This is a genomic window from Ruegeria sp. CDSC054 (genome assembly GCF_059610645.1).
This window is the reverse complement of the sequence record NZ_JBXWOA010000001.1, coordinates 526,868-552,612: the sequence shown is the minus strand read 5'-3', so window position 1 is coordinate 552,612 and position 25,745 is coordinate 526,868. Positions and strand designations below refer to the sequence as shown.

Below are 25,745 nucleotides of genomic sequence, written 5' to 3'. Positions count from 1 at the left end.
TCTTTTGTCATCCCCGCATGCGTGCACCGTCCGCATCGAACAGTGGGGTTGAGATCGCGCGCGCCTTGCGCATCTGGCCCAGTATCTCAATCTCGACCTCTAATTCGTCGCGTATACGGTCCGAGGGCAGGAAGCCCATGGCGATGGATTTCCCGGCATAGTGTGAATACCCGCCCGAGGTGCAGAATCCGACGACCGCACCATCCAGCCAGATCGGCTCATAGGCATTCACGTCGGCGTCGTCTGCATCCACTTCGAACGAGACTAGCTGGCGCGCGGTCCCCTCGGAGCGTTCAAGCTCGGCTGCGGCGCGACCGATAAAGCCGGTGTTCTTCGTGAAGGCAATAAAGCGATCCAGCCCGGTTTCCGCGGCAGAGTAGTCGGGTGAGAACTCGCTCATCCAAGACCCAAAGAACTTGTCCAACCGCAGGCTCATCATCGCGCGCATGCCAAATGGCACCATGTCGTGGGGCTGACCGGCCTGCCAAAGGGTCCACCACAATTGCCGTTGGGCCATCGGATCACAGTAGATTTCGTACCCCAGATCGCCTGTGTAGCTGACCCTTTGAACGGTGCAGTCGGTCATGCCGATGGTCATGCGGCGAACATCAAGGAACCTGAGGTCAGAAATGTTCGTGCGGGTGCATGCCGCCAGCACTTCTACGGCATTTGGGCCTGCGATCTGGAACCCGTTCAATCGGTCGGAAACATTTTCAATGGAAACGCCGTCTTCCTGATGTTGCAGGAACCAACGCATGTGAAAGGCCTGACTGCCATATGAAGCAGTCAACTGGAATTCGGTCTCGTTCAGGCAAGAGACAGTGAAGTCCCCGATCAGCTTGCCCTTATGCGACAGCATCGGCGTCAGGGACAACCGCCCCGGATTTGGAATTCGTCCGGCCATGACCCGATCCAGCCAAACTCGTGCGCCGGGACCAGTGATGCGGTACTTGCCGAAATTGTGGACTTCATTGATGCCTACGCTGTTGCGAACAGCTCGCACCTCGCGCCCGGTTGCCTCGAACGCATCCGAGCGTCGGAACGAGGGCGTTTCATAGCCCGGCTCATCGCCTTGCGCAAAATAGTTCGCAACCTCTAGCCCGTATTGCTGACCCCAAACCGCGCCCAGATCGCTGAAGATATCGTACATCGGGGTGGTCCGGTTCGGACGCGCGGCAGGCAGTTCTTCGTTGGGGTAGGCGACACTAAAGCGTTTCTGATAGTTCTCGATCACCTTCGGGCGCGTATAGCCAGGCCCGATCCAGTCGCCGAAGCGGGCGACATCCATGGCGAACACATCGCGCTCAGGCTCTCCTTCGATCATCCATTGCGCCAACGTTAGGCCAACCCCGCCGCCCTGACTGAAACCCGCCATCACGCCACAGGCGGACCAATAGTTGCGCATGCCCGGCACCGGCCCGACGAGCGGGTTGCCATCGGGCGCAAAGGTAAACGGTCCATGGATCACCGATTTGACACCAGCCTCGGCCAGAACGGGGAAGCGTTTGTAGGCAAATTCGATGCTGTCGGTGATCTTGTCATAATCGTCGGGCAGCAGTTCGTGGCCGAACTCCCACGGTGTGCCATCGACAGCCCAGGGTTTGCAGGGTTGTTCATAGAACCCAATACACAGCCCGCGCCCTTCCTGCCGCAGATAGCTTTCTCCGGCGGGATCCATCACATGCGGATGCTCGCCGCCAGCATCGATGATCGCTTCGATCTGAGGGATCGAGTCTGTCACCAGATATTGGTGTTCCATCGGGTGCAGGGGGAAATAGACGCCTGCCATCGCGCCAACCTCGCGCGCCCAAAGGCCACCGGCATTGACGATGTGTTCGGCATGGATCGTACCCTTGTCGGTAACCACATCCCATGTCCCATCGGTGCGTTGGATGGTCTCGCGTACCATGCAGTGCGTTTCGATCGTAGCGCCTCCCATCCGGGCCGCTTTGGCATAGGCATGGGTGGTCCCCGACGGATCCAGATGACCGTCCAGCGGATCATAAAGCGCACCGATGATCCCGTCGGTGGCGGTGATAGGAGCGATCTTTTTGATCTCATCCGGACCAACGATTTCCGTCTCCAACCCCATGAACCGATGCTTGGCGCGTTCTGCCAGCAACATGTCGAACCGATCCTGATTATCTGCCAGCGTCACTCCGCCCACATGATGCAGACCGCAGGACATGCCGGTAATCTCTTCCAGCTCTTTATACAGCCGGATCGTATACCCCTGCAGCGCCGCCATGTTGGTGTCGCCGTTCAGGGTGTGAAACCCACCCGCTGCGTGCCAGGTCGACCCGCTGGTCAGCTCGGAGCGTTCCAACAGCATCACGTCCGTCCACCCCAGCTTGGTCAGGTGATAGAGTACGGAACATCCAACGACTCCGCCGCCGATGACTGCAACTTGGGTTGTGAGTTTCATGCACGTCTCCTGATGGCTATGCCGTCAGTCTCAATAGGAAAGCTGCCTTTGCAATAGCTTCAGCGACAGAAAGTGTCGCGGAAGGCGATCCGGGTTCAGCACCTGCTGGCGACCCCAAACAGGAAGGATACGGTGGTTGTCCAAAAGAAAACCGGCGCTCGGATCAGAGCGCCGGTGGATTCTTGCAGTTTTTTGGGTTGTTCTCAGAGAGGTCGAACTTTCAGTTCGGTGATCCGGTTGCCTTGACGTTTTGTCACCTCAAAGCGGAAGCCGTGAAAGGAAAAGACCTGACCGACGGTTGGGATCATTTGCGCTTCGTGAATGACCAGACCGGCGATGGTATTTGCCTCATCGTCAGGCAAGGACCAATCCATCGCGCGGTTGGCGTCGCGGATCGTGGTGGCCCCTTCGACCAGAAACTGCCCATCTTCGGTTCGGGTCACGGATACGTCTTCGTCGATGTCGAACTCGTCCGCGATCTCGCCCACGATTTCCTCGAGGATATCCTCAAGCGTGATCAGCCCGCGCAGCGAGCCATATTCATCCACTACCAGTGCAAAGTGGCTGTGCATCCGAAGGAATTCGCGCATCTGATCGTCCAGAGTGGTGGTTTCCGGAACAAAATAGGGGTCGTTCGCGACCTTGAGGATGTCGAATTCTTTCAGTCGGTTATCAGCGTTCTCACTGCCGCCGGCATGGGCGTACATCGCGCGGAACAGGTCCTTGGCGTGGACGACACCAACGATGTTTTCCTGTTCGTCGCGAAACACGGGCAGGCGGGTGTGGCTGCTTTTCAGACATTGCTGAAGGATGGCCTCGGGCGAAGCGTCTGCATCGATCATCTCAATATTCGAGCGGTGCAACATGATCTCTTCAACCGTACGATCGCCCAGATCCAGCGCGCCAAGGATACGGTCGCGGTCTTCCTTTTCGACCACGCCTTCGGAATGACCAAGCTGCAACGCACCGGCGATTTCCTCGCGCACGGCCAGAATGTTGCTGTCCGGGTCGATCTGGACGCCAAACAGGCGCAGAACACCACGGACCAGCAAACGCACGGCTGCAACGATGGGTGAAAACACCGTCACGACGACGCCGATGATCGGTGCCACGGCAGCGGCGGCCTTTTCCGAATTGGTGATCGCGTAGGTTTTGGGCAGAACCTCGGCAAAGATCAGGACTAGAAGGGTCATTACAAGCGTTGCCAACGCAACGCCGCTTTCACCGAACAGCCGTGTGAAAAGCGCAGTCGCAAGCGATGCGGCAAGGATGTTGACAAGGTTGTTGCCCAACAGGACCGAACCGATCAGTCGTTCGTTATCGTCAGTGATGTCCAGGGCCTTCTGCGCACCGCGCGACCCTTTGTCGGCCTGCGCACGCAGTTTTCCGCGCGACGAGGCGGTCAATGCCGTTTCAGAACCCGAGAAAAAGCCCGATAGGACAAGCAAAAGTAGAATGGCGCCTGTGGTAAACCAGAATGCGCCGTCGATCAGAGAAGCAGAAGAGGGTTCCATCGGTCCTTGGTTGTTCGTGATACTGCATCCGTTATGGGGGTGCGCATGCTGTGGATCAAGGGGTTAGCCGTCGTCATCGCCGTCTTTCGCCAGCGGGTGATGTTGCAACACAAGCTCTGACAGGCGTTCGTCCAGGACATGGGTATAGATTTCCGTGGTCGCCACGTCGGCATGGCCCAGCAGGGTCTGGATCGACCTCAAATCGGCGCCATTCGCCAGAAGATGCGTGGCAAAGGCATGGCGCAGGGTGTGTGGCGTCACTTTTTCCGGCGAAACGCCGCCTTCTACGGCCAGTTCCTTGACCAGCAGGAAAAACCTGTGCCGGGTCAGATAGCCGGATTTACCGCGAGACGGAAACAGGAACTTGGAACGCTGAGCACCGTCTGCAACCTGCTTGTCCTCGGCCTCGTCCCTGATAAGCAACCACGCCGCCAACGCATCGCGCGCCGGAGGCGACAGTGGTACCATCCGTTCCTTGCCACCTTTGCCCAGCACTAGCAGCATCCGGGGGTCACCCCGGGCCGAGGAGACTGGCAGCGAAACCAATTCGGTCACCCGCATTCCCGTGGCGTACAGAACCTCCATCAGGCAAGTGTTGCGCACCCGGTCTGCATCTTTGCGGCCGGTGCGGCGCGCGGCCTCAAGCAAACGATCGACTTCAGCGACATCCAGCGTTTTGGGCAGGCGTTTTTGTCGACCGGGGCCTTTGATCTGAATGGCGGGGTTAGCTTCAAGCCAACCTTCTTCGAAGGCGAACCGGAACAGTTGCTTGATCGCGGACAACCGACGTGCGCGCGTGGAACGGGACAGGCCCTGTGCGTCGCAATCAATCAGGTATTGCTCAATCTGTTCTCTCTGTGTGTCAGGAAAACCCGTTTTTCGACGTTCCAACCAGGCCGAGAATTCTTTCAGATCGCGGCCATAGGCCAGCAGCGTGTTGGTCGCAGCGCCCAATTCAGCGGCCTGAGCTTGTAAAAAGGTGGAAATCCACAAGTCCTGCGTCGCCGGGGCCGCCACGATCAGCGGTCCTGCAGGATCAGCAAGTTCAGTGCGGCGCGGCGGGCGGTGTCCTCAAGACCCACACGGCGCAAAGTCGCGATAGCCGCTGTCAGGTCGACAAGGTTGCCGCGCGACCCATGCGCGAACCGCTGCATGGTCTCCAAGATCGCTTCCCCCAGCTGATCATTGTTTAGCATCGTTTCGATATTCGGCGGGACCGGAGCAGCCCATGCAAACCCTTGCGCAACCGCATCCGCCAGAGGCGAAGGAGAGCGCGCGCGCCCCGGATCTCCTTGCGCTAACGCCGCCAGAAAGTGATTTTCGTCGGATTGACCGGGCACAGAAAGGGCCGCCGTTTCATACAGTTCAGACAACAGCAGGATACGCCAGCGCAGCTGTTCCGCCGACGGGTCCGTCAGCTCTATCTGCGACAGGCGTTCTGCGAACAATTCTGCAAAGGGTACCTCTAATCCGATCAGGCGCATTTGCGCCCACACGGTCTTCAAAGCCCGAGCGATTTTCTCGGGATCGCGTGAATCCAGCGCAGACTCGAACCGTTGCACGGCCGAGACCCTGTCCCAAACTGCGCCGGACGCGGCTGGAGAGCGCTCGGTATACAGCCCCAGCAATTGGTTGGGGGTCAGCGCGCCGATGCGGGTCAGCCGCTCAGCCGCTTCGATCTGCGCTTTCCACCCGGCTACGTCCCGCAGGTCGGCATTTGCAAAGGCACGGGGCAGAGGGGCCGATGGCAGGCGTTCTCCGATCGCCTCAAACAGGCGAAAGGTCAGTGGGCTGGGATCATCTGGTTGCGGAAGGTATTCGGCTTCTTCAAACAACTCGGGGCTGAGAAAGCGATCCAGCACATCCAGCTCATCTGGTGGCAATATCTGCAATGCGTGCGCCGCTTCCAGTGTGAGGGCGGCTGATGGCCAGTCTCCGCGCCGCGCCTTGCAGAAAATCTGTGCGGCGTAGTCCTGAGACAGGTGTGGCTTCGCGATCAGCGACGTACAGCTGCGATCCTCGTCCCCGGTGAGCAGGGTGGCGTCAAACCAGCGCTGGAACCTTTCGCGTGTGTCGGTCGGACCGGCCAATTGGACCAGCGATTGCGCCGGGTCGGCTGCGCCAAGTTGCATCAATCGGTCGATGCGGGCCAATAGTAGCGTTTCCTCGGCGCCGGAACTGGCAGGTGCGCGGGCCTCGGACAGGATCAGCGTAAACAACAACCGCTGCATGGCGGGGTTATAGCGAACCGGCACATCGGTGATCAGCTCAGCCAGCCGGTCGGCATCACTATTCTGCCAAAGGTGCACCGGCAGGCCAGTCACCGACGACGACACAAGCCCCAACGGCTGTGACAGTGCCTCAAGCGGAGAGACTTGGATATCCGGCTGAATGCCCGTCTCCGTGACCGGTGGTTCCAACAGGACAGTCCCTGGCAGGTTTTCCGGAGGGTCCGTCAGCCAATCGATGACGGAAAGAGGAGCCTGTTGCGCCTGCGCTGAACCGGCCAGCAATAAGGCAGCCAGTGCGGCTTTATTCAACATTCAGGATTACCGGCTCTCGGATCTCGTCTTGCGGGGCCGAGAAATCCACCCCGAATATCGGACCCAGATACGCATATCCCACCAGCCCGACAAAACACAGGCAAACAATATATATCAGGAACTTGATCAGACGGCCCATTGCTCAACGCTGCCCCAATTTTGTCTTTTGCCATAGTTATAGCTGGCATTTTTCGTAAGATCACGTCATTCACGTTGAAATGAGCGAAATTAAGCATAACGCCCACACAGAAGGTACTGATGCGGTCTTTGAACTGCACAAAACCGTCGTTCTTGTTGGCATGATGGGGGCCGGAAAGACGGCTGTAGGCCGTGCATTGGCCGCAAGGTTGGGCGTTCCGTTCCTAGACAGTGACGCCGAGATCGAATCGGCCGCCAATATGACCATCCCCGAGATTTTCGAGCGTGACGGTGAGCCGTTCTTTCGTGCCAAGGAAAGTCAGGTCATTGGGCGCCTGCTGGACGAGGAAAAAGGCATCCTGTCAACTGGCGGCGGCGCGTTTCTGTCTGAGCTGAATCGCCAGATGATCACCGAACGCGGGGTCTCGGTCTGGCTGCGGGCTGATTTGAAGGTGTTATGGAACAGGGTCAAACACAAGGACACGCGGCCTTTGCTGCGCACGGCTGACCCTTATGCGACCTTGCGCGACTTGTACGAAGCCCGCGTTCCGGTTTATGCGCAGGCAGGGCTGACGGTTGAATCCGATGGCGAAACCTCGATTGAAAATATGGTGGACCGGGTGGTGGAGTCGATGTTGACGCGCCCCGACGTATTGGAACGGAAGTAAATGCACCAAACCGTACATGTAGAGCTGGGCGAACGCTCGTATGACGTGGAAATCGGGCCCGACCTGCTGGCACAATCCGGCACAATGATTGCACCCTTATTGCACCGGCCCAAGGTCGCCGTTCTGACGGATGAGAACGTGGCCGGGTTGCACCTGAATGCGTTGCGGGATGGTCTGGCAACTGCTGGTATTGAGATGACCTCGCTGGCCTTGCCCGCGGGCGAAGCCACAAAAAGCTGGCCGCATTTCGAGCGCGCGGTTGAATGGCTTTTGTCGGAAAAAGTCGAACGCCGCGATGTGGTCATTGCCTTGGGTGGCGGGGTCATTGGAGATCTTGCGGGATTTGCCGCGGCCGTTTTGCGGCGCGGTGTCCGTTTCGTCCAGATACCGACCTCTTTGCTGGCGCAGGTGGACAGTTCTGTTGGCGGAAAAACCGGGATCAACGCACCACAGGGCAAGAACCTGATTGGGGCATTCCATCAGCCGTCTCTGGTTCTGGCGGACACTTTGGTTCTGGGCACCATGACACAGCGGGATTTCCTGTCGGGTTATGGCGAGGTCGTCAAATACGGCCTGCTGGGCGATGCTGCGTTCTTTGAATGGCTCGAAGCTAACGGTCCCGACGTTTCGGTTGGCGATATGGCCGCGCGCGTGCGGGCGGTGACACGCTCGGTTCAGATGAAAGCCGACATCGTAGCCCGCGATGAGACAGAGCAGGGCGACCGTGCGCTGCTGAACCTTGGGCACACTTTCTGTCACGCGCTCGAAGCGGCAACCGGGTATTCGGATCGTCTGCTGCACGGTGAAGGCGTAGCCATCGGCTGTGCGCTGGCGTTTGAGCTGTCCTCACGTCTTGGGCTGTGCTCACAGGAGGAGCCAAGCCGTGTTCGGGCGCACTTGCGTGCAATGGGAATGAAAACCGATCTGGCCGACATTCCCGGAGATCTGCCGGGTGCCGCGGCACTGGTTGATCTGATGGCGCAGGACAAAAAGGTCATCGATGGCCAGCTTCGGTTTATTCTGGCCCGCGGGATCGGGCAGGCGTTCGTAACTTCGGACGTCCCAAGGGACGCTGTATTGTCCGTGCTGGAAGACGCATTGGCGACGGTCTGATCAGCGTCCGCGGATCACCATCAATTCTCCGATGTTTTCGCGGGTGATGTAGCCAACCATTGCGCCGGCCTGCGTGCAAACTGCGACGGCGGGAGCACCCTTGTGTAGCTTTTCCAGCACGGTTTCCAAGCCGGTGGTCAATTCAACACGCGGGATCTCGGTTTCCATGATTGAAGTTGCCAGATCGGACCGAGGTGCCTCTTGCGCCATGGCAGTAAACAGCGTGCCGCGCGCAATAAAACCAAGCAAGTCTCCATTCGAACCCAACACGGGGAACTCGTGTTGCGTGGTGTGAATGACGGCCTGTGCGGCGGTTGCAAGCGTGTCGTTGGGCGATAGGGAGTGAAACTCGGTAATCATAGCGTCGCGGGCCAGCACCCGCCGCGCGACCGAGCGCATGGCCACATCGTGGCTTTCGGCATTGGCCGCGACGAACACGAAGACGGCGATCAAAACCAGCAGGGGGTTACCAGTGCTCAACCCAAGAAAACCAAACGCCACCGCCACGACCTGACCCGCAAGGGCGGCGATACGTGTGGCTTTTACCCGGTCCATCTTCAGACACAAAAGCGCGCGGAATACCCGGCCGCCATCCATGGGGAAGGCCGGGATCATGTTAAATACGGCCAGCAGCAAGTTCACATAGGCCAGCCGGTTCAACAGCCCGGCACTGGTCGAATCGATCCGGGCCAGGGAATCCAGCGTCATTCCGGCCCCCATGGCCATCAAAACGATCCAGATCACAATATTTACCGCCGGCCCGGCCAGAGCGACCCAGACTTCTTCCATGGGCTTCTCGGGCATCCGTTCTAGCCGGGCGAGCCCGCCGATAGGCAGCAAGGTGATGTCAGGGGTTTTGATGCCGTAGCGCCGCGCCATCAGCGCGTGGCCGAACTCGTGCGCGACAACGCAGGCAAACAGAGCCAGAACAAAGATCAGGTTGTCGATCGCGGCGGGCACCCCGCCTTGGGAATAGGCCGCAAAGGCGACCCAGCCCAGTAGCAGAAAAAAGGTGACATGGACCCTCAGTTCCGACCCCAGTATTCGGCCGAGAGAGAAGGACCATGTCATGTTGCGTCTCCGTTTGTCTTAGAACGGAATCTCGTCGTCGTCGATTCCGCCGGATGCAGGTGCAGGGGCAGGGGCGCTGGACTGTCCGCCATAAGGGTCGCCATAGCCGCCGCCCGCCTGACCGCCGCCATAGCTGCCTGACTGTCCGCCGCCGTAACTGCCTCCGCCTTCACCGCGTGCATCCAGCATCACAAGGGTCGAACCGAACCCCTGAAGAACAACCTCAGTCGAGTAACGGTCCTGCCCAGATTGGTCCTGCCATTTGCGGGTCTGCAATTGCCCTTCGAGATAGACCTTCGAGCCTTTGCGCAGATATTGCTCCGCCACGCGGACAAGCCCTTCGTTGAAGATCGCGACCGAGTGCCACTCGGTGCGCTCACGACGCTCGCCAGTATTGCGGTCTTTCCAGGTTTCGGATGTGGCGATGCGCAGGTTGCATACTTTGCCCCCGTTTTGGAAATTCCTAACTTCAGGATCGCGGCCAAGATTTCCGACCAGAATGACCTTGTTGACTGAACCTGCCATATATTTCCCCGTTCTTGTCTGTGTCGAGCGCGCCCGAATCTGACGCGAAGTTGCTACGCGACCCTATACGGCCTGCGTCATGGTTAAAACACAGTTGATGTGTGCAACGGTTGGCAAGAAACTACGCAGGTTCTGTTTACCAAGCTTTTATTCTTGCCTGAAATACCTATACTCATTCGGGTTCGAGAGCGAGCGGGATTGGCATAAATGCGTTTTCAAGTTGGTTGTTTTTCTGTTCTGTGCCTTGCGCTGGTTTCGGGTCCGGCAGCAGCGGACACCCTGTCCACCAAAAGCCGCAAGGACATCTTCCTCAAACAATCCAAGATTCTGGACTCGCGCGCAGCCACTCAATACCGCGATTCTGAACGGCTGAAGCCAAAGACCGCGCAGCCATCTCAGGTCATCAAGCGGTATAATGGTAAATATCGCGGCCAATACCTGGCGCTGGCGCGGCAAGCAGCCCGGAAACACAGTGTCCCGGAAGAGTTGTTCTTGCGACTGGTGCAACAGGAAAGCGGATGGAACCCGCACGCGGTGTCTCACAAAGGAGCACTGGGTCTGGCGCAGCTGATGCCTGGAACCGCGCGCCTTTTAGGTGTGAACCCGCATGATCCGAAGCAAAATCTGGAAGGCGGGGCCCGTTATTTGTCGTGGCAGTATCGCAAGTTCAAATCCTGGCGGCTGGCGCTGGCGGCTTATAACGCCGGTCCGAAAGCCGTGGAAAAGCACGGCGGCGTGCCACCTTACAAAGAAACCCAGAACTATGTGAAAGTGATCTGGGGCGGCTGAAAAACTACCAACCCAAGTCAGAAAAGAACCGGCGCTGTGGCCGGTTCTTTGCGTTTGGGCTGTTACTCGGCCGCGATTTTGATGACCGGCTCCATGCGGGCCAGAACCTCTTCGGAAAGATGGCACTTGACCTGATGCCCGTCCGAAAGGGTTTTCACCGGCGGCACATCTTTCTCGCACAGTCCGCCCGGCACTTCGGATTTCCAGCGACAGCGCGTCTGGAAAGGGCACCCCGGGGGCGGGTTCATGGCCGAGGGGATATCACCATCCAGAACGATATGCGCTTTTTCAACCGACGTATCCGCGATGGGAACAGCACTCAGCAACGCTTCGGTATAGGGGTGATAGGGCGGCGAAAACACCTGGTCGGTGGTCCCCAGCTCGACCACATGGCCCAGATACATCACCATCACCCGGTCGCTGAGATAGCGCACAATCGACAGGTCGTGACTGATGAACAGCAAGGTTGTCTTGTGTTCGCGCTGAATCTCCATCAACAGGTCGGTCACCGCCGCCTGCACAGACACATCCAATGCCGACACAGGTTCGTCCGCAACTACGATCCGCGCATCGCCTGCAAAGGCGCGCGCGATACCGACGCGCTGTTTCTGTCCACCGGACAACTGACGCGGCATCCGATCGGCAAAGGCGCGCGGCAGCTTCACCAGGTCCAACAATTCCAGCATGCGTTGTTTTCGCTCAGCCTCGGAATTGCCGATGCCAAAAATTTCCAGCGCGCGGATGATCTGCCGCCCAACGGTCATCGAGGGGTTCAGAGTGTCAAACGGGTTCTGGAACACCATTTGAACTTCGCCCACGGTTTTGGCGTCACGTTCTTCGATGGGCACATCTTCGATGTTGCGGTTGTCCAGAAGGATTTGCCCATCTGTGGCTGTTTCAAGCCCCATCAACACTTTGGCAAAGGTGGATTTACCGCACCCAGATTCGCCTACAATCGCCAGCGTCTCAGACTCATGCGCCTCAAAGCTTAGCGTTTCGTTGGCTTTGACTACCTTCTTCTCACCGCCCCCGAACAACGCATTGGCGGCTACCTCATAGTATTTCTTGAGGTTGTCCATTTTCAGGACAACGCGACCGATTTCACCTTTTTCTTTCTTGTCGGCCAAAGTGATCGGGGCGTTCCAGTCAATCTCCTTGTACTTCAAACAGCGTGTGTGGTGGCGGTCATTGCCGGGCACAGGCTCCATCAGAATGTTCTGCGCGTCGCAGCGGCCTTCTTCGAAATAGTCGCAGCGCGGGCCAAAGTTACAGCCTGACGGGCGTTCGTGGGGCAGGGGGAAGTTCCCCGGAATAGCCACCAATGGGCGGGCGTTCTTGTCTGCCCCCGGCAACGGGATCGAGCGGAACAGCGCCTGCGTATAGGGGTGCTGCATCTCGTCGAACACATCGTGTATCGAGCCGCGCTCAACCGCCTCACCCGAATACATCACGCAAAGCCGGTCACAGGTTTCCAGAACCAGACCAAGGTTGTGCGAGATGAACAGCATCGAGGTGCCGTATTTCTTACCCAAATCCCTGACCAGCTCGACTACGGCGGCCTCTACCGTCACATCCAGTGCGGTTGTCGGTTCATCCAGAATCAACAGCGCCGGCTTCGACATCAGCGCCATCGCGATCACGATACGCTGCTGCTGCCCCCCTGACAGCTGATGGGGGAACGAGTTCAGCATCCGCTCGGGGTCGGGGAGGCGTACGTCCGTTACCACTTCCAATGCGCGGGCATGGGCCTCTTCCTTGCCGACTCCCTCGTGGATCATCGGCACTTCCATCAATTGCTTGCCGATCTTCATCGCCGGGTTCAGCGAGGCCATCGGTTCCTGATAGATCATCGCGATCTCATTGCCGCGGATATCGCGCAATTCATCCGCGCTCATCTCGGCCAGATCGCGGCCTTTGAACTTGATCGAACCGCCTACAACCCGCCCGTTCTTGCCGAGGTCCTGCATGACCCCAAGTGCCACAGTGGACTTGCCGCAACCGGATTCTCCGACCAGTCCAACAGCCTCGCCGGGCTGTACGCTGACCGAAAAATCCATCACGGCGGGAATTTCCCGAAGGCGGGTGAAGAAAGAAATCGAAAGTTTGTCGATCTCAAGAATCGGGCCGTCATATTCCGCCAATTTGTTCATCTTGTATCTCCTCGCGAGAGTCCGGGGATCCCCTTCATCTGGCTAAAAACATCCTGGGGGTCCGGGGGCAAAGCCCCCGATCGCTCTCACATCAGTCCTTCAGGCTTTCTTCGCGCAGTCCATCCGCAAGCAGGTTCAAACCAAGAACCAGCGACAGCAAGGCAAAGGCAGGCGGAAGGGCAGGGTGCAGATAGATAGAAAGTAGCTTGCGCCCTTCATTGATCGTAGAGCCCCAATCGGGGCTTTCCGGAGGCAGTCCCAATCCGAAGAAACCCAAGGTTCCCAACAGGATCGTGGTATAGCCGATACGCAGACAGAAATCGACGATCAGCGGGCCACGTGCATTGGGCAGGATCTCCCACAGCATGATGTACCAAGGGCCTTCGCCACGGGTCTGTGCCGCCGCCACGTAATCCCGTGTTTTGATGTCCAGCGCGAGACCGCGCACGATGCGGAAAACCGTAGGCGAGTTCACGAAGACCACCGACACAAACACCACAAGGATACCGCCTGGGATATCGAACAGGTCCAGATAGGTCGGCAGACCCCAAATGCTGTAGTCATCCGTGTTGATGACGTAACCACCGGTCGAAATCAGCGACAGATACAACCACAGTGCGATACCCAGAACCCCGATCAATAGCGGAGTGCGGAAATTCGGGCGGGTATAATACCGCGAGTTTAGCAGAACGCCGATAAACAGTATCGGGAACACGAACAAAACGGCCGCCATATAGTTCGGCACACCTGTCGCCACGATTTCCGGCGTGACCAGCAAGTAGAACAGCAGGATGACCGGGAAAGCCAGGATCAGATTGGCAAGGAAGGACAGGAACGTGTCCAGACGTCCGCCATAGTACCCGGCTGGTAGACCAAGAGTGATCCCGACCATAAATGCGAACATGGTCGCAAGCGGAGCGATCTGAACCACGATCCAAGCACCTTTGACCATTCGGCTAAAGACGTCGCGGGCAAGGTTGTCGCCGCCCAGAAGGTACCAGGCATACTCACCTTCTTCGGGACTTGGCAGTGGTGTTCCCGGCACTTTGTTCTTCATGCCCGATACCTGAACCAACGGGTCATGAGTGATGATCAGATCCAGCGCACCGAAGATGCCGGTGAAGACCCAGAACATCACAAGGCCAAAACCGATCATGCCGATGGGGCTGTCGAACAGTTTGCCGTAAAGGCCGAGGCGACGTTTGAAGGCAATCGACATTGCAAACAGGATGATCAGCGATAACCACACAGGAAGAAACTGCTGCGAGATCGCTCCGATTATACCGGCACTGGTCCCCATGAGGATGCCAAGCACGATGTAGGCCAAGGCAAGCGCGACACAGGCGGAAAAGCTGTATCTCAGAGCCTTTTGTGTTAGCCCACGTAGCCCGTTGCCGCCGCTTATGGTGCCGTCGATATTCACGCTCATCGGGGATTCGGGCAGCACAATGCTTCCGATAATCCAAACGACGATTGATACGATCAACGCGGCAAGCGCGATCATCAGGATAGGGTTCAGAATGGCGATAGAGCCGGTCCAGCTTAGAGGTTCCATGATCTATCTCCCTTAAGAAATACGGATGCGCGGGTTGAGGTAGACATAGCCGATATCGGAGATCAGCTGCGTCACCAGCACGACAAAGACCGACACGACCGAAATCGCCAGCAAGAGCTGAATGTCGTTGTTGCCTGCAGCCTGTACCAGTGCCCAACCGAAACCTTTGTAGTTGAACAGGGTTTCAACAATCACCACGCCATTCAGCAGCCATGGGAACTGCAGCATGATGACGGTAAAGGGCGCGATCAGCGCGTTTCGCAGCGCGTGCTTCATAACGATGTTGCCAAAGGAAACACCTTTAAGCCGCGCGGTTCGGATGTACTGCGCCGTCATGACCTCGGTCATCGACGCGCGGGTCATCCGGGCGATATAGCCCATCCCGTACAGTGAGATGGTCAGTACCGGCAGGAAGAAGTTCTCGAAGGTTGGGTTGTCCATCGCCGACGTCGCCGTGCCCTTGAACCATTTCAGGCCGACGGTCGACGAGGTGAAGATCGCGATGAAGATCACGCCCGACACATATTCCGGTGTCGCCGTGGTAATGATCGAGAATGTGGACAGGGACCGGTCCAATGCTGATCCTTCGCGCATCCCGGCCAACACACCCACCAGCAGCGCAGATGGCACCATCAGAACCAGAACCCAGAACATAAGATAGCCGGTATTGCCGAGACGTATGCCGACGATTTTGCCGACATCATCCTTGAAAACGGTTGAGTAACCCCAGTCACCCTGCAATACGCCGCAATATCTGGGAGTCGTTTCCTCGGTCGATCCCGGGCGGGTACACGTTCCAAGGAACGTTCCGTCGTCAAGTGTCTTGGAAAAGCCAGGGAGAACGCCCAGCCATTGACCGTACTTGACGAGAGTGGGTTGCAGATAGCCGCGATTGTCCAACCAGGTCTCAACCTGTTCGTCGGACATCCGCTGGTTGCCCTGCGTTTTCGCAAGCTTTTCCAGGTTCGGGTAGAGGTTGGTCAGAAAAAAGACCACGAAAGTCAGGCACAATGCAGTGAGTAGCATGACGCCGAACCGTCGGAGGATGAATAGTCCCATGATGGCCCCTGTTGTTCGGGTGTTCCGCAGATCATTGGACCATTGTCTGGCCTCGGACATCCGACCCCGCGTCGGCCTGTCTGCGGCTGGAAAGGGGCGCCCTGTTCAGGCGCCCCCATTAACGTCTGGCAGGTTTTAGGCCGCCCAGCCCCACTTATAGTGGTGGTGCTCGAAGGACACGTGCATGTCGGTGCCAACAAGCCCGTCTTTCATGTGGCGGTACAGCGAACGCCAGTAAGGCTGAATGGTCACGCCTTCCTCCTGGATCATCGCCTCGCCCTTGGCGACCACTTCACGGCGCTTGTCGGCATCCGCGATGGCCAGTGCTTCGGTCAGAAGCGCGTCAAACTCGGCATTTGCCCAGCCGAATTCGTTCCAGGCTTCACCGGTACGATAGGCCAGAGCCCAGATTTGCACGCCCAGTGGACGGTGGTTCCAGTTGGTCGAGCTGTAGGGGTATTTCGCCCAGTCGTTCCAGAAGGTGTTACCCGGCAGAACGGTCCGCTTGACCTTGATACCCGCGTCACGCAGCTGCGCTGCAACCGCGTCGGTGGTGTTCCGGCGCCAGTCGTCATCGATCGAGATCAGCTCGTGCTCGAAATCGATCATTCCGGCTTCTTCCATCAGCGCACGTGCGCCTTCCGGGTCCACTTTCTGCGGTGGCAGTTCGTAGTAGTCCGGGTGGATCGGACCAACATGGTGGTTTTCCGCAGGCGAACCGCGGCCGCCATAGCCCAGTTCCAGACAGATCGAGTTATCAACCGCCATTTGCAGAGCCTGGCGCACACGCTTGTCTTCGTATGGCTTCTTGCCGTCGATCTCGGCCAGCTGGTTCGGACGGATGACAATGGTGTTCATGGTCACAACTTCGGATTTGATGTACCCGAGGCTGTCCATCACGTCGATGAATTCACCAACCGATTCATACAACATGTCGACTTCGTCGGATTCCAGCGCGGCCAGCCAAGCGGACGGGTCGGTGCCGTAGTCAATGTAGACGATGCTGTCCAGTGCCGGGCGACCAAAGATCTCTTCGCCCCACCAGGTGTGGTTCTCGTTGCGAACGAGGGTGGCTTTCACGCCGACTTCCAATTCCTGCACCAGATATGCGCCGGTGCCCACATTGTTGAGCAGATCGGTTTCACTGAACGAGCTGTGTACAATAGCCGCCGGATAATCTGCCATGCCCGCAATCAGCGAGATGTCAGAAGCTGGCAGGTTCAGTTTGACGGTGTTGGCATCGACAACTTCGATTGCGCCGTCAATGGCCTGACCAGATTCAGGATCGATCAGTGTCGCAAAGCGACCTGCCATCGAGTTGGTTTCCGAACTCTTGTCACACCAGCGCCCAATGTTGCGGGCCACATCTTCCGCGGTGAAGTCGTCACCGTTGTTCCATTTGACGCCCGGGCGGACTTTCAGAGTGTAAACGGTTGCGTCGTCGTTGACTTCCCAGCCCTCCAGCAACATGCCGCGGAACGTACCGTCCGAGTTGTACTCGACCAGATACTCGAGCGTGCCGCGGGTGACGTTCGCGATCTGCGACCAGTCATAGGTGCGTGGGTCCTTCAGGGCGCGCACTTCCTGCTGAACGCGCAGGGTGCCGCCTTCTTTCTTTGCGTCTTCACCGGCCGCACGTGCCGGGGCGGCCAGTCCGATCATGCCATAGGCTGCGGCCGCGGTGACCCCAAGACCGGTGGTACGGGTCAAAAACTCGCGCCGGTTCAGTTTGCCGTCCCGATATTCCTGTGCGTGCATTTCTGCCGCCCAGTGCATCGGTGCTCCGGTCATTGTTTGATTATTCATTAACGTTACTCCCTGTGAGACAGTATTTTTTGGATGAAGTGTCGAACCGCTCAGGCCGGAATGCTCCGGCCGGCAGGTTCATTGGTCTTCTGATCTCGGATTTCGGACATCCCCATGACCGACATTCGGCACCAGAATTTGGGTGAGGTCAATGTTCGAAATCGTCATTCGAGGTACAAAAACGACATTGACGGGCTGAGTTTATCGCTATCAGCATTTTCAGCCCCAGGGGAATCCCTTGGCAGGTTCAGTTTCGCGGCAGTGGATTCGCCGCGAATTCCTTGAACGTGTGTTCGCGATCAATGCGACTTCAACCGCATCAGGTATCACTTTGATAAGTCGACTCGATTCCAACTTTTCATGCGGGCGCGAAACCAGGTGCGCTGTCGTTTGGCGAATTGGCGGGTCGAAATCGTGGCCCGTTCGCGGGCTTCATCCAACGTCATGGTGCCGTCGATATAGGCCATCAACTCGGGTACTCCGATGGCTTTGAATGCCGGAAGCGACGGATTATAGCGGTCCCGCATCCTTTCAACCTCGTTCAATGCACCGGTGTCCAACATCAGGTCAAAGCGGCGCGTGATGCGGTCCAAAAGCCATTGTTTATCCACGTCGAAAACGATGGGCACTGTGTTCTTCACGTCCAAAACCGGGGGTGGTGTGGCGTCTTGCCAGTCACTGAGGTTTCGACCGGTGGCATTGTACACTTCCCATGCCCGCTGAACACGGGCGCGGTTTTGTGTGTCGATCCGGGCTAGAGTATGCGCATCCACACCCGCGATCAGAGTCTGCAAGGTCAGGCTGTCCGCCTCGGCCCGGATTTCGGACGGTGTAGGTGGAATATCGGCCATACCTTCGGTCAGCGCAGAAAAATATAGGCCGGTGCCCCCTACAATGATGGGGCGTGCGCCGCCGGTCAGCAGTGGTTTCACCTCGCGCAACCAATGGCCGGTGGAGTAGTCTTGGTCACATGAGATATGTCCGTACAGAAGATGCGGTGCGCGGGTTTCCTCCTCAGCCGACGGGCGGGCGGAAATCACGCGCCAGCAATCGTAGACCTGGCTGGCATCGGCGTTCACGATGACGCCACCGAACTGCTCGGCGATCAACAGGGCAAGGGCGGACTTTCCAGATGCAGTGGGGCCTGCAATCAATACAGGTTTCCCATCAGGAATGGGGGGCAGGCGGTCCAATATCTGTGATCTTGCGGGTTCGGTCATCTCGGACTGCCTCATTCCTTACCAATCGCATTGAACCTGCGGCGGTTTTGCTTCATTTTGCGCCTGAAAATAAACCCGTGCCAGCCCGGAGCGCAACATGACCATTTCCCCGACCACCGACACCGCCGAAATCACAAAGGCAAGGTATGATCGCGTAATGCTGAAAATCTCGGGCGAGGCGCTTATGGGCGATCAGGGGTTCGGTCTGCATCCGCCTACAGTTCAGCGCATCGCGCAAGAGATCAAATCGGTGCACGATCTGGGCGTCGAGATCTGCATGGTGATTGGCGGCGGGAATATCTTCCGCGGTCTCAGCGGATCGGCACAGGGGATGGAACGGACTACGGCTGATTACATGGGCATGCTGGCAACGGTCATGAACGCGCTGGGGATGCAGTCCGCGTTGGAAGAAATCGGCGTTTTCACCCGGGTAATCTCAGCCATCCGCATGGACGAGGTGTGCGAGCCCTATATTCGCCGTCGCGCCGTGCGCCACCTTGAGAAAAAGCGGGTCTGCATCTTTGCTGCCGGCACCGGAAACCCGTATTTTACCACCGACACTGCCGCGACCCTTCGGGCCAACGAAATGGCATGTCAGGCGATCTTCATGGGTAAGAACGGCGTCGATGGTGTTTATGATAAGGACCCCAAGGAACACGCGGATGCCGTGCGGTACGACACCGTCAGCTATGATGATGTTCTGGCCAAACGCCTGCGGGTTATGGACGCGTCGGCCATTGCACTGGCGCGCGACAACAATCTGCCGTTGATTGTCTTCGGGCTGGACGAACCGGGCGGGTTCCGGGGCATTTTGGCCGGTGAGGGGACCTACACCAAAGTTCAGGGTTAACGCTGGCCTCAACGTTCAGGATCAGGCCGGGCCAGGTTGCCCGGCCTTTTTGCTTAAGTGCCTTCAAAGAAGCCCACGGAGTTGCCATCGGGATCCGTTGCATAGAAGAACCGACCAGCCGGTATTTGGATCGGGTCGGAAATGACTTTTCCACCAGCTGTTTCTACGCGCTTCATTACGTCCTCCAAAGCGCCATCTGCAGCCAGATGTAATGTTGGGCCGTGACCTTGTTGCGCAGGTTTGCCGGGATAAAGGTGCAGCGCGACACCGGTGGCGGGATCGGCGGGTTTGAAAACAGCCATGGGGTTTGGGGCATTCGGGTCAAGCTCGAGTGTTGCGCCGGTCACTTGCGTATAAAAGGCGATGGCCTTCTCCATGTCCTGTACGGGCAATTCGCCCCACACAAGAAAGTCCTTGGGTTTGTAAGTCATGTTCGTCCCTCACAATCGTTGGAATGTGGACACTGTGCCAAATCCTGATGACAGATTCTGACACCAGCGGCGATGCTTGACCGAGTTGCGATCGTCAGGTTATCTGAGCCCGTCACAGGAGCAGGAGGATATCTGTCCCTGGGGCTGCCGCCGAACCATAAACTTGTGACTGGATCGCGGCTTGGCTGGAAGACCTGCCATGTTTTCGGAGCGGTCCGGGATCATGAAAGGACCGACAATCAGGACGTGGACAAAAACCAAGGAGAGAGGCGGGATGACATCCCTTGATATCGATTTTGTACGTGGGCAGTTCCCCGCGTTTTCCGAGCCCAGCCTGCAAGGGCAGGCATTCTTCGAAAACGCTGGGGGATCATACACTTGCAAGCAAGTGCTCGATCGCCTGACGCGGTACTACACCCAGCGTAAAATTCAACCCTATGCACCCTATGAAGCCAGCCGTCTGGCGGGTGAGGAAATGGATGAGGCCCGCGCACGCATGGCGGCCATTCTGGGGGTCGAGACGGATGAGCTGAGCTTTGGCCCTTCGACCACGCAGAACACCTATGTCCTAGCGCAGGCTTTTCGCCAATGGATGCAACCGGGCGAGGCCATTGTTGTCACCAATCAGGATCACGAGGCAAATTCAGGTCCGTGGCGGCGGCTAGCGGACGAGGGGATCGAAATCCGCGAATGGCAGATTGATCCCGAAACTGGCTCGCTGAACCCGATGGACCTGGAAAACCTGCTGGACGAAAATGTTCGTGTGGTGTGCTTTCCCCATTGCTCAAACGTGATCGGAGAGATCAACCCGGTGACTGAGATCACCGCGATTGCTCATGCCGCGGGGGCATTTGTGTGCGTGGACGGGGTGTCCTACGCGCCACACGGGTTTCCGAATGTGGGTGATCTGGGGCCGGATATCTATCTGTTTTCGGCCTACAAAACATACGGACCGCATCAGGGGTGTATGGTCATCCGGCGTACGCTAGGTGAAATGTTGCCGAACCAGGGGCACTACTTCAACGGCGACGTGCTGTACCAACGGTTTGCTCCGGCGGGGCCGGACCATGCCCAGATCGCGGCCAGCGCGGGGATGGCGGATTACATTGATCTGCTGTGCGACCATCATAGCGGGCCAACCGGCGAAGCGGCCGAGCGTGGTTCATTCGCCCATGATCTGATGCGCTCGCACGAGGTTGCATTGTTGCAACCGGTTTTGGACGCAGTCAAAGACCGCAACGCCGTTCGCCTGATCGGAACATCCGATGCCAACCGCCGCGCGCCGACTGTGGCCCTGGCGCTGAACCGCAATGCAGAAGCCGTTGCCGCTGATCTGGCTGGATATGGCGTCATGGCTGGTGGCGGAGATTTCTATGCCGTGCGTCCGTTAACCGCGATGGGGGTCGATCTGGATCAAGGCGTGCTGCGGGTCAGTTTCACGCACTATACGTCTCAACAGGAAATTGATCAGCTTTTGAATGCACTAGACGACGTTTTGTGATCCAATTCCGCCTCTGCTTCGTAACCGAAGAAAGAAGAAAAGAGCAGGGCGGACATGGAACAGCAGCGGTCACCGATTATCATGTGGTTCCGACGGGATTTGCGCCTGTCGGACCATCCTGCACTGAGCGCCGCGGTTGAGAGCGGGCGAACAATCATACCAGTTTTTATTTTGGACCACTCGGTCCAGGCTTTGGGCGCAGCACCGAAATGGCGGCTTGAATTGGGCCTTAAGGCTTTTGCAAGGACGCTAGAGCTGTCTGGCAGCCGCCTGATCTTGCGTCAAGGGGATGCGCTGACCGTTCTGCGGCAGCTTGTCGTCGAAACCGGTGCAAGCAGCGTTTACTGGACCCGCGCATATGACCCTGACGCCATTGCCAGAGATACGAAAATCAAGACAGCGCTGACCGACCAAAATGTCACCGTTAAGTCCTTCGCCGGCCATCTTTTGTTCGAGCCTTGGACCGTGGCGACGAAAACAGGGCAGCCGTTCCGCGTGTTCACGCCGATGTGGCGTTCAGTGCGCAGCCGCGACGTTCCGATGCCCAGCGATGCTGTGGCCCATCTCAGATCGCCTGCGACGTGGCCTGTTTCCGAAAATCTCCAAGATTGGCATCTGGGCACGCAGATGCGCCGCGGAGCATCCGTGGTCACACCCCATGTCCGACCGGGCGAAACCGCGGCTTTTGAGTCTTTGCATCATTTTCTGGACCGCATCGCCGACTACTCAGATCACCGGGATCGTATGGACTTGGACGGGACATCTAACCTGTCCGAGTATCTTTCGTTAGGTGAAATTGGCCCACGCAGTGTCTGGCACGCAATTCAGCGGGCCGGGATGACGGGCGTTCAGGGGGGTGAACCCTATTTGCGCCAATTGGTCTGGCGCGAATTTGCTTATCACCTAATGTATCACACCCCATCCTTGCTCAGCGGTAATTGGAAGCCGGAGTGGGATAGATTTCCCTGGAATACTGATGCGGACCAGCCCGAAGTTCTCGCTTGGAAGCAGGCGAAAACTGGCATCCCAGCAGTCGATGCCGGGTTACGGCAGATGTATGTGACCGGGCGAATGCACAATCGGGCCCGGATGATCGTAGCGAGTTACCTGACCAAGCATCTGATGACCCATTGGAGAATTGGCATGGATTGGTTCGCGGATTGTCTGGTCGACTGGGACCCGGCGGCAAACGCGATGGGCTGGCAATGGGTTGCAGGGTCGGGGCCCGATGCCTCGCCATTCTTTCGCATCTTCAATCCGCAAACACAGCAGGAAAAGTTCGATCCGCAATCTGACTTCGTTCGGCAATGGATTGCCGAGGGGCAGAGCAATCCACCAGCAACAGCACTGGCGTATTTTGATGCGGTTCCGAAGTCATGGAACCTCAGTCCACAGGACCCATACCCGCAACCCGTTGTCACTTTGGCAGCCGGTCGGGCGCGTGCATTGGCGGCCTATGAGGGCCGAAAAAACCAGTAACGAATTGAAAACTTGCCACAAACACAAACTCGGCCTAGCCTGTTTGCGCGGCCGCACAGGGGAGAGCGGATGACTTTGATGACCACCGAGGGGCAGAAAGACCTGCCCAGATACTTTGCGCAAGTATTCAAAATGGTTAGCCGGATGCAGTCCGGCCGATTGGACATCGGACTACCGGATGGTCGTGTCTTCCGAACCGAGGGCACCAAACCCGGGCCGGTTGCCCGTGTGGATATCCACAATCCAGACGTTTTCGCCCGCCTGGTCCGCGAAGGTGAACTTGGTTTTTCTGACGCATATCTGGAAGGTGACTGGAGTACGCCGGACCTGCGATCCTTTATGGACCTGGTGCATGTGGGCAATGAAACGGTCTATGATGATTTCACCGGCAAAGTCCTCGTGCAGATGTATGAGCGGCTACGATTCTGGTTGCACCGCAATAACCGGACACAGGCCAAAAAGAACATCTCGTACCATTATGATCTGGGCAATGATTTCTATGGTTTGTGGCTTGACGACACGATGACCTATTCCAGCGCTCTGTTCGAAACAGGGCAGGAAAGTCTGGAAAAGGCGCAGACCGCAAAATATGCCAGTCTGGTTGATGAAATGGGCGCAAAACCCGGAGATCATATTCTTGAGATTGGCTGCGGCTGGGGTGGCTTTGCTGAATATGCTGCGAAAGAGCGTGGCCTGCGGGTCACAGGTCTGACGATCAGTCAAGAGCAGTTGAGGTTTGCGAGGCAGCGTATTGAAAATGCTGGCCTTTCAGATTTGGTGGAATTCAAGTTGCAGGATTACCGGGATGAACGTGGCCAGTATGACGGAATCGCATCGATCGAGATGTTCGAAGCAGTAGGTCAAAAGTACTGGCCTGTGTATTTCGACACTGTGCGTGAGCGGTTAAAACCCGGGGCGCAAGCGACGTTGCAAATTATCACCGTCGCGGATCATAGATGGGATGTATATCGTAACGGTATTGATTTCATTCAGAAATATATTTTCCCGGGCGGTATGCTTCCGGCGCCGTCCGTATTGAAGGAACAAGTTGCTCAGGCGGGTTTGAAGGTCGTCAATTCGAAAGAATTTGGCAAAAGCTATGATCTGACCCTGCGCCGCTGGTATGACACGTTCAACGACAAGTGGGACGAAATCTCGGAAATGGGCTTTGATGAGCGTTTTCGACGCATGTGGAATTATTATTTGACCGCCTGCGGAGCAGCCTTTGACACCGGCAATTGCGATGTGACACAGATCACTATAGCGAAACCGAGTTAAGGAACGGACTTCAGAAATGCCCACTGCCTCAAAGCTTGTTGCCGGTTTATGCCTTTTGATCGTGGCGTTCTTGGTTTCGAGTATGGTCATCGAAAACGGTGATGAAGGTAAAAACTACGGTATGTTTACCTACGTAAACATGGCTTTGGGCGTGATCTGCGGATGGTGGATCATGGGCAAGCGTGCCGGCCGGGGCTGGACTGCCGCAATCAACAACGGCTTGACCGGAATGGCGGCGCTGGTGTTCTGGGGCCTTTTTGTTCAGGGTGTCAACGAAATGCTCCGCCTGGCAATGCGCCATCGGTATGACGGCCCGTTTGAGGCGCTGATCTCTATCTTTAAAATCGGCGTTGAATATGGTCAGCAACTTGTGGTGCCCGAAATCTTGTGGACTTTGGTCATTGGGGCTTTGGTCACTGGGCTGGTCACCGAGGAAGCAGCCCGCCGGTGGCGGTGAGCTAACAACTTAAAGTACGAAAGAACCCAACAGTGTCAGATCTGTTCTTTTATGGCACGCTGCGGCACTTGCCATTGCTGGAGCTTGTTTTGGGACGTCCAGCGTCCAAACTTGAATTTGCCCAAGCCACTCTGAAAGATCATGCAGTCCATAGCGTGCAGGATCAGGCCTTTCCCATGATTGTTCCTGAGGAAGGCAGTCTGGCCAAAGGGTTATTGCTCCGGGGATTGAATGAGGAAGATCAGAACCGTTTGGTCTTCTACGAAGGTGGCTTTGATTACGACCTGCGCGCGCAGACAGTTGATTTGGCCGACGGATCAAATGCGCAAGCCCTTGTTTTCTATCCGGAGCCGGGGCTTTGGAACCGCGGCTGCCTTTGGTCCCTGCAGGGTTGGTTGGAAGAGTGGGGCGCGATGACAATGCTCGCCGCGCAAGAGGTTATGGCGTATTACGGCAAAGTCGATGCGGGACAGATTGCGCGCAGCTTTCCGTCGATCCGGACGCGTGCATGGGCGAAGCTGGCTGCGCGTCAACGTACGACAGGCGATGCACGAGACACGGCCAATGACGTCATCGTGCACGACCGTAAACCGGCATATGTCAATTATTTCGGGATGGAAGAAGTCGCGTTGCAGCATCGCCAGTACGATGGCTCGATGGGCAAAGTGCTGAACCGAAGCAGCCTGATGCAGGGCAGCGCCGTGATCGTCCTGCCATATGATCCCGTGCGGGACACGGTGCTGTTGGTCGAACAATTCAGGGCACCGATCTTTCTGGCTGAGGATCCTGAACCCTGGATGTGGGAGCCAGTTGCTGGAATGATCGACTCAGGCGAAACGCCGGAACAGGCGGCCCTGCGCGAGGCCGAAGAAGAAGCCCAGATTGCGTTGAACAGGTTGGAATATGCGGGCGGCGCGTATTCCTCCAGCGGGTCATCGACCGAATATCTATACCTTTATGTAGGGTTGGCTGATCTGACCAAGACCATCGAAGATGGCGGGTTGGCCACGGAAGGCGAGGATATCCGAACCCAGATTCTGCCTTTCAGCGATTTCATGGACAGGGTCGACAGCCATGGGTACAAGGATTTGCCGCTTTTGGCTGTGGCCCATTGGCTTGCACGTCACCGTGAGCGCCTGCGCGGATGATTTTCGCCGCTTGTGGTCATCGCGC

The 25,745-nt window shown here is 57.4% G+C and carries 22 protein-coding genes; 9 read left to right on the top strand and 13 right to left on the bottom strand.

Going from position 1 to position 25,745, the window contains the following annotated elements; translation table 11 throughout:
* Positions 1–7: 7 nt before the first annotated feature.
* The 5 genes from AC2FGC_RS02735 to AC2FGC_RS02715 form a co-directional block, all read right to left on the bottom strand.
* Complete coding sequence (locus tag AC2FGC_RS02735; RefSeq protein ID WP_496781384.1) at positions 8–2,425, bottom strand: GcvT family protein; 2,418 nt, start codon at positions 2,423–2,425, stop codon at positions 8–10.
* 203 nt (positions 2,426–2,628) lie between these two features.
* Positions 2,629–3,939 carry an HlyC/CorC family transporter gene (locus tag AC2FGC_RS02730; RefSeq protein ID WP_496722447.1) on the bottom strand — a complete coding sequence of 437 codons (1,311 nt, stop codon included), beginning with the start codon at positions 3,937–3,939 and terminating at the stop codon, positions 2,629–2,631.
* A 63-nt stretch (positions 3,940–4,002) separates the two neighbouring features.
* Positions 4,003–4,956, bottom strand: a complete 954-nt coding sequence (locus AC2FGC_RS02725) for a site-specific tyrosine recombinase XerD (protein ID WP_496722449.1) — start codon at positions 4,954–4,956, stop codon at positions 4,003–4,005.
* Between the two features lie 2 nt (positions 4,957–4,958).
* The gene (locus AC2FGC_RS02720; RefSeq protein WP_496722452.1) at positions 4,959–6,482 is read right to left on the bottom strand and encodes a hypothetical protein; all 1,524 of its coding nucleotides are present in this window, start codon (positions 6,480–6,482) and stop codon (positions 4,959–4,961) included.
* Positions 6,472–6,621, bottom strand: coding sequence for a hypothetical protein (locus AC2FGC_RS02715; protein ID WP_170557697.1), 150 nt, complete (start codon positions 6,619–6,621; stop codon positions 6,472–6,474). Before AC2FGC_RS02715 ends, AC2FGC_RS02720 begins: the two co-directional genes overlap by 11 nt.
* A 79-nt stretch (positions 6,622–6,700) precedes the next feature.
* On the opposite strand from AC2FGC_RS02715, the gene AC2FGC_RS02710 reads away from it, so the two are divergent.
* Together AC2FGC_RS02710 and aroB are read left to right on the top strand one after the other, a co-directional pair.
* On the top strand, positions 6,701–7,288 hold the full coding sequence (locus AC2FGC_RS02710; RefSeq protein WP_496722454.1) for a shikimate kinase: 588 nt from the start codon (positions 6,701–6,703) through the stop codon (positions 7,286–7,288).
* Positions 7,289–8,401 (top strand): 3-dehydroquinate synthase, encoded by a 1,113-nt coding sequence (gene aroB / locus AC2FGC_RS02705; protein ID WP_496722456.1) that lies wholly within the window; start codon positions 7,289–7,291, stop codon positions 8,399–8,401. It abuts the gene before it with no gap.
* Here the strand turns inward: aroB and AC2FGC_RS02700 are convergent, their stop codons facing one another.
* Positions 8,402–9,472: a site-2 protease family protein gene (locus AC2FGC_RS02700; RefSeq protein WP_496722458.1), complete on the bottom strand. Its 1,071-nt coding sequence runs from the start codon at positions 9,470–9,472 to the stop codon at positions 8,402–8,404. It lies immediately after the preceding gene.
* Between the two features lie 18 nt (positions 9,473–9,490).
* The gene (gene ssb / locus AC2FGC_RS02695; RefSeq protein WP_496722461.1) at positions 9,491–9,997 is read right to left on the bottom strand and encodes a single-stranded DNA-binding protein; all 507 of its coding nucleotides are present in this window, start codon (positions 9,995–9,997) and stop codon (positions 9,491–9,493) included.
* Between the two features lie 207 nt (positions 9,998–10,204).
* Between ssb and AC2FGC_RS02690 the strand changes: the two genes are divergently transcribed.
* On the top strand, positions 10,205–10,786 hold the full coding sequence (locus AC2FGC_RS02690) for a lytic transglycosylase domain-containing protein (protein WP_496722463.1): 582 nt from the start codon (positions 10,205–10,207) through the stop codon (positions 10,784–10,786).
* A gap of 62 nt (positions 10,787–10,848) precedes the next feature.
* Here the strand turns inward: AC2FGC_RS02690 and AC2FGC_RS02685 are convergent, their stop codons facing one another.
* From AC2FGC_RS02685 to miaA, 5 genes are all read right to left on the bottom strand, one after another.
* Entirely contained in the window at positions 10,849–12,936 is a 2,088-nt protein-coding gene (locus AC2FGC_RS02685; RefSeq protein ID WP_496722466.1) for a dipeptide ABC transporter ATP-binding protein, read from the bottom strand.
* A gap of 91 nt (positions 12,937–13,027) precedes the next feature.
* Entirely contained in the window at positions 13,028–14,491 is a 1,464-nt protein-coding gene (locus AC2FGC_RS02680; protein WP_496722469.1) for an ABC transporter permease, read from the bottom strand.
* Between the two features lie 12 nt (positions 14,492–14,503).
* Entirely contained in the window at positions 14,504–15,550 is a 1,047-nt protein-coding gene (locus AC2FGC_RS02675) for an ABC transporter permease (RefSeq protein ID WP_496704324.1), read from the bottom strand.
* 135 nt (positions 15,551–15,685) lie between these two features.
* Positions 15,686–17,356 (bottom strand): ABC transporter substrate-binding protein, encoded by a 1,671-nt coding sequence (locus AC2FGC_RS02670; RefSeq protein ID WP_058273778.1) that lies wholly within the window; start codon positions 17,354–17,356, stop codon positions 15,686–15,688.
* A gap of 326 nt (positions 17,357–17,682) precedes the next feature.
* Positions 17,683–18,576, bottom strand: coding sequence for a tRNA (adenosine(37)-N6)-dimethylallyltransferase MiaA (gene miaA / locus AC2FGC_RS02665; RefSeq protein ID WP_496781383.1), 894 nt, complete (start codon positions 18,574–18,576; stop codon positions 17,683–17,685).
* Between the two features lie 97 nt (positions 18,577–18,673).
* Between miaA and pyrH the strand changes: the two genes are divergently transcribed.
* Positions 18,674–19,426 carry a UMP kinase gene (gene pyrH, locus AC2FGC_RS02660; RefSeq protein WP_109312162.1) on the top strand — a complete coding sequence of 251 codons (753 nt, stop codon included), beginning with the start codon at positions 18,674–18,676 and terminating at the stop codon, positions 19,424–19,426.
* A 53-nt stretch (positions 19,427–19,479) separates the two neighbouring features.
* Here pyrH and AC2FGC_RS02655 read toward each other — a convergent pair whose 3' ends face one another.
* Positions 19,480–19,857, bottom strand: a complete 378-nt coding sequence (locus AC2FGC_RS02655; protein ID WP_496722475.1) for a VOC family protein — start codon at positions 19,855–19,857, stop codon at positions 19,480–19,482.
* Between the two features lie 274 nt (positions 19,858–20,131).
* Between AC2FGC_RS02655 and AC2FGC_RS02650 the strand changes: the two genes are divergently transcribed.
* The 5 genes from AC2FGC_RS02650 (at position 20,132) to AC2FGC_RS02630 (ending at position 25,720) form a co-directional block, all read left to right on the top strand.
* Entirely contained in the window at positions 20,132–21,358 is a 1,227-nt protein-coding gene (locus AC2FGC_RS02650) for an aminotransferase class V-fold PLP-dependent enzyme (protein ID WP_496781382.1), read from the top strand.
* A gap of 54 nt (positions 21,359–21,412) precedes the next feature.
* Complete coding sequence (locus AC2FGC_RS02645) at positions 21,413–22,837, top strand: cryptochrome/photolyase family protein (RefSeq protein WP_496722479.1); 1,425 nt, start codon at positions 21,413–21,415, stop codon at positions 22,835–22,837.
* A gap of 69 nt (positions 22,838–22,906) precedes the next feature.
* On the top strand, positions 22,907–24,115 hold the full coding sequence (locus tag AC2FGC_RS02640; protein ID WP_496781381.1) for a class I SAM-dependent methyltransferase: 1,209 nt from the start codon (positions 22,907–22,909) through the stop codon (positions 24,113–24,115).
* Positions 24,116–24,131: 16 nt separating this feature from the next.
* Positions 24,132–24,572: a TrgA family protein gene (locus AC2FGC_RS02635; protein ID WP_496722483.1), complete on the top strand. Its 441-nt coding sequence runs from the start codon at positions 24,132–24,134 to the stop codon at positions 24,570–24,572.
* 32 nt (positions 24,573–24,604) lie between these two features.
* Positions 24,605–25,720, top strand: coding sequence for an NUDIX domain-containing protein (locus AC2FGC_RS02630; protein WP_496722485.1), 1,116 nt, complete (start codon positions 24,605–24,607; stop codon positions 25,718–25,720).
* Positions 25,721–25,745 lie beyond the last annotated feature (25 nt).

Coding starts and splice junctions, on each gene's coding strand:
- AC2FGC_RS02735 (WP_496781384.1), bottom strand. CDS start 2,425: ATGAAACTCACAACCCAAGTTGCAGTCATCGGCGGCGGAGTCGTTGGA.
- AC2FGC_RS02730 (WP_496722447.1), bottom strand. CDS start 3,939: ATGGAACCCTCTTCTGCTTCTCTGATCGACGGCGCATTCTGGTTTACC.
- AC2FGC_RS02720 (WP_496722452.1), bottom strand. CDS start 6,482: ATGTTGAATAAAGCCGCACTGGCTGCCTTATTGCTGGCCGGTTCAGCG.
- AC2FGC_RS02715 (WP_170557697.1), bottom strand. CDS start 6,621: ATGGGCCGTCTGATCAAGTTCCTGATATATATTGTTTGCCTGTGTTTT.
- AC2FGC_RS02710 (WP_496722454.1), top strand. CDS start 6,701: ATGAGCGAAATTAAGCATAACGCCCACACAGAAGGTACTGATGCGGTC.
- aroB (WP_496722456.1), top strand. CDS start 7,289: ATGCACCAAACCGTACATGTAGAGCTGGGCGAACGCTCGTATGACGTG.
- AC2FGC_RS02700 (WP_496722458.1), bottom strand. CDS start 9,472: ATGACATGGTCCTTCTCTCTCGGCCGAATACTGGGGTCGGAACTGAGG.
- ssb (WP_496722461.1), bottom strand. CDS start 9,997: ATGGCAGGTTCAGTCAACAAGGTCATTCTGGTCGGAAATCTTGGCCGC.
- AC2FGC_RS02690 (WP_496722463.1), top strand. CDS start 10,205: ATGCGTTTTCAAGTTGGTTGTTTTTCTGTTCTGTGCCTTGCGCTGGTT.
- AC2FGC_RS02685 (WP_496722466.1), bottom strand. CDS start 12,936: ATGAACAAATTGGCGGAATATGACGGCCCGATTCTTGAGATCGACAAA.
- AC2FGC_RS02680 (WP_496722469.1), bottom strand. CDS start 14,491: ATGGAACCTCTAAGCTGGACCGGCTCTATCGCCATTCTGAACCCTATC.
- AC2FGC_RS02675 (WP_496704324.1), bottom strand. CDS start 15,550: ATGGGACTATTCATCCTCCGACGGTTCGGCGTCATGCTACTCACTGCA.
- AC2FGC_RS02670 (WP_058273778.1), bottom strand. CDS start 17,356: ATGAATAATCAAACAATGACCGGAGCACCGATGCACTGGGCGGCAGAA.
- miaA (WP_496781383.1), bottom strand. CDS start 18,576: ATGACCGAACCCGCAAGATCACAGATATTGGACCGCCTGCCCCCCATT.
- pyrH (WP_109312162.1), top strand. CDS start 18,674: ATGACCATTTCCCCGACCACCGACACCGCCGAAATCACAAAGGCAAGG.
- AC2FGC_RS02655 (WP_496722475.1), bottom strand. CDS start 19,857: ATGACTTACAAACCCAAGGACTTTCTTGTGTGGGGCGAATTGCCCGTA.
- AC2FGC_RS02650 (WP_496781382.1), top strand. CDS start 20,132: ATGACATCCCTTGATATCGATTTTGTACGTGGGCAGTTCCCCGCGTTT.
- AC2FGC_RS02645 (WP_496722479.1), top strand. CDS start 21,413: ATGGAACAGCAGCGGTCACCGATTATCATGTGGTTCCGACGGGATTTG.
- AC2FGC_RS02640 (WP_496781381.1), top strand. CDS start 22,907: ATGACTTTGATGACCACCGAGGGGCAGAAAGACCTGCCCAGATACTTT.
- AC2FGC_RS02635 (WP_496722483.1), top strand. CDS start 24,132: ATGCCCACTGCCTCAAAGCTTGTTGCCGGTTTATGCCTTTTGATCGTG.